Here is a 2,752-nt window from a genome sequence, read left to right as displayed (position 1 = left end):
TTAGTGAGGTTATTGCCTGTACCATCAAAAAACACCCCGATTCGAATCACTTTACAACTCATTCCTGATATCCTTTCTCACGTAACCATTCTCTATAAATACGTCGTCTATTTTCTTCCGGATTATTAGGCTTCCACTCTGTATTAAAATCCGGCACGTGACGGGTCATTGGTGGCATACCTTGTCTTACCCCACGTAAACTCCAGTTGTTATATTGATTACCTGCCTCGTCATAATCTTTTTGTAACACTTCAAAACGTAAATAATCATTAATGTCAACTAATGGTCCATAAGTAGGGCTAGTTTTAATTTTTTGAACAATAAAAGTCAGTTTCGGATCTGTTTCAAAACCTAATCCGACAATGGCACAAATCGATGTCATTGATTTTAAATGATAACTTTGTCGATTCGGATAATACCGTTTAGTTATCTCATCAACCTTTTCCATCCATGCCAACTGTGTTTTTTCATCTGCATTATTCCAAAAGCCGGGATAATAAATTTCCAGCATTTTAATAATTTTACGATGCAATCTTAAGGTATTATCCCGTTCAATACGGGCTTCTTCCTCATCGGTTAATTGATAAGGTTGGGAAAGATCAATCATATTTTTCTCCTGAAATTCCGGTAAACATTGATATTGCACTTCAGCGCAACGACGGTGTTTAAAAAATTCCTCCCGAAAACTCGGTTCGGAACAAGCAGTGATAAGGCTCGCAATAACAAGAAGCCCTAAAAGTGCGGTGTTTTTTCGCGGTGTTTTTAACATATCAATTTTTTCTCTATGAGATAGCTCGGGTATAAATTAAACATTCCGTGAGCAAATTACCTCTAAGCACATCATTATTGGAATATAATCTGAATAACTTACCAATATTACTCACCCCGTTTTTACTTCTGCCCACTTCATCATTAGTGAGGTTATTCCCTGTACCGTCAAAAAACACCCCGATTCGAATCACTTTACAACTCATTCTTGATATCCTTTCTCGCTTGACCATTCTCTATAAATACGTCGTCTATTTTCTTCCGGATTATTAGGCTTCCACTCTGTATTAAAATCCGGCATATGACGGGTCATTGGTGGCATACCTTGTCTTACCCCACGTAAACTCCAGTTATTATATTGGTTTCCAGACTCGTCATAATCTTTTTGTAAAACTTCAAAACGTAGATAATCATTAATATCTATTAATGCGCCATAATCATCACTATTTTTAATTTTTTGAACAATAAAAGTTAATTTCGGATCAGCTTCAAAATTATTCCCAATAATGGAACATATAGAAGCCATTCTTTCCAATTCGGCACGCATTCTATTTTCGCCATAATACCGTTTAGTTATCTCATCAACCTTTTCCATCCATGCTAACTGTGTTTTTTCATCTGCATTATTCCAAAAGCCGGGATAATAAATTTCCAGCATTTTAATAATTTTACGATGCAATCTTAAGGTATTATCCCGTTCAATACGGGCTTCTTCCTCATCGGTTAATTGATAAGGTTGGGAAAGATCAATCATATTTTTCTCCTGAAATTCCGGTAAACATTGATATTGCACCTCAGCGCAACGGCGGTGTTTAAAAAATTCCTCCCGAAAACTCGGTTCGGAACAAGCAGTGATAAGGCTCGCAATAACAAGAAGCCCTAAAAGTGCGGTGTTTTTTCGCGGTGTTTTTAGCATATCAACCTCTCTGAATTAAACCGGCTATAAGCAATATCACTTTCCAATATTGTTCACGCAATTTTTACTTCTGCCCACTTCATCGTTAGTGAGGTTATTGCCTATGCCATCAAAAAACACCCCGATTCGAATCACTTTACAACTCATTCCTGATATCCTTTCTCACGTAACCATTCTCTATAAATACGCCATTTATTTTCTTCCGGATTATTAGGCTTCCACTCCGTATTAAAATCCGGCACGTGATGGGTCATTGGTGGCATACCTTGTCTTACCCCACGCAAACTCCAATTGTTATATTGGTTTCCTGCCTCGTCATAATCCTTTTGTAATACTTCAAAACGCAAATAGTCATTAATCTTGATAAGTGGGATATATAGAGGATCCGACTTAATTCTGTCTACAACAAAATTAAGTTTCGGATCTGTTTCAAAACCTAATCCGACAATGGCACAAATCAATGTCATTGATTTTAAATGATAACTTTGTCGATTCGGATAATACCGTTTGGTAATCTCATCAACTTTTTCCATCCATGCTAACTGTGTTTTTTCATCTGCATTATTCCAAAAGCCGGGATAATAAATTTCCAGCATTTTGATAATTTTACGATGCAATCTTAAGGTATTATCCCGTTCAATACGGGCTTCTTCCTCATCGGTTAATTGATAAGGTTGCGAAAGATCAATCATATTTTTCTCCTGAAATTCCGGTAAACATTGATATTGCACTTCAGCGCAACGACGGTGTTTAAAAAATTCCTCCCGAAAACTCGGTTCGGAACAAGCAGTGATAAGGCTCGCAATAACAAGAAGCCCTAAAAGTGCGGTGTTTTTTCGCGTTATTTTTAGCATATCAATTTTTCCTCTGTGAGATAGGAAAGAAATTCAGACTGTTCTTTTTGCAACCAACAAATTTGATTATGTTGATAACTAACAACATGATAGAAATCGGATTCAGGTTCTAAATAACTAAAAACAGTCCGATTATCAAATAAATAATCGCAATAGGCTGGGGGGAGGGTTAGCAAAAATCGTTTAAAAATGCGTAAATCAAAAAAACGCCTTA

The 2,752-nt window shown here is 36.6% G+C and carries 4 protein-coding genes; all 4 read right to left on the bottom strand.

Going from position 1 to position 2,752, the window contains the following annotated elements; genetic code table 11:
- Positions 1–58 precede the first annotated feature (58 nt).
- The 4 genes from BKL49_RS11945 to BKL49_RS11930 all read right to left on the bottom strand — a co-directional run bounded on the left by BKL49_RS11945 (position 59) and on the right by BKL49_RS11930 (position 2,538).
- Positions 59–769 carry a hypothetical protein gene (locus tag BKL49_RS11945; protein ID WP_077425764.1) on the bottom strand — a complete coding sequence of 237 codons (711 nt, stop codon included), beginning with the start codon at positions 767–769 and terminating at the stop codon, positions 59–61.
- 13 nt (positions 770–782) lie between these two features.
- A complete protein-coding gene (locus BKL49_RS11940) occupies positions 783–974 on the bottom strand; it encodes a DUF2235 domain-containing protein (protein ID WP_244152012.1) in 192 nt (63 codons plus the stop codon).
- Entirely contained in the window at positions 971–1,684 is a 714-nt protein-coding gene (locus BKL49_RS11935) for a hypothetical protein (RefSeq protein ID WP_077425762.1), read from the bottom strand. The genes BKL49_RS11940 and BKL49_RS11935 overlap by 4 nt, the downstream gene beginning before the upstream one ends.
- A 143-nt stretch (positions 1,685–1,827) precedes the next feature.
- Positions 1,828–2,538 (bottom strand): hypothetical protein, encoded by a 711-nt coding sequence (locus BKL49_RS11930; RefSeq protein ID WP_077425760.1) that lies wholly within the window; start codon positions 2,536–2,538, stop codon positions 1,828–1,830.
- Positions 2,539–2,752: the final 214 nt, after the last annotated feature.

It is taken from the genome of Rodentibacter myodis, assembly GCF_001999305.1.
GTDB classification, from domain to species: Bacteria; Pseudomonadota; Gammaproteobacteria; order Enterobacterales; family Pasteurellaceae; genus Rodentibacter; species Rodentibacter myodis.
Note: the sequence above shows the minus strand (reverse complement) of the source record. Positions and strands in the feature narration are given on the sequence as shown.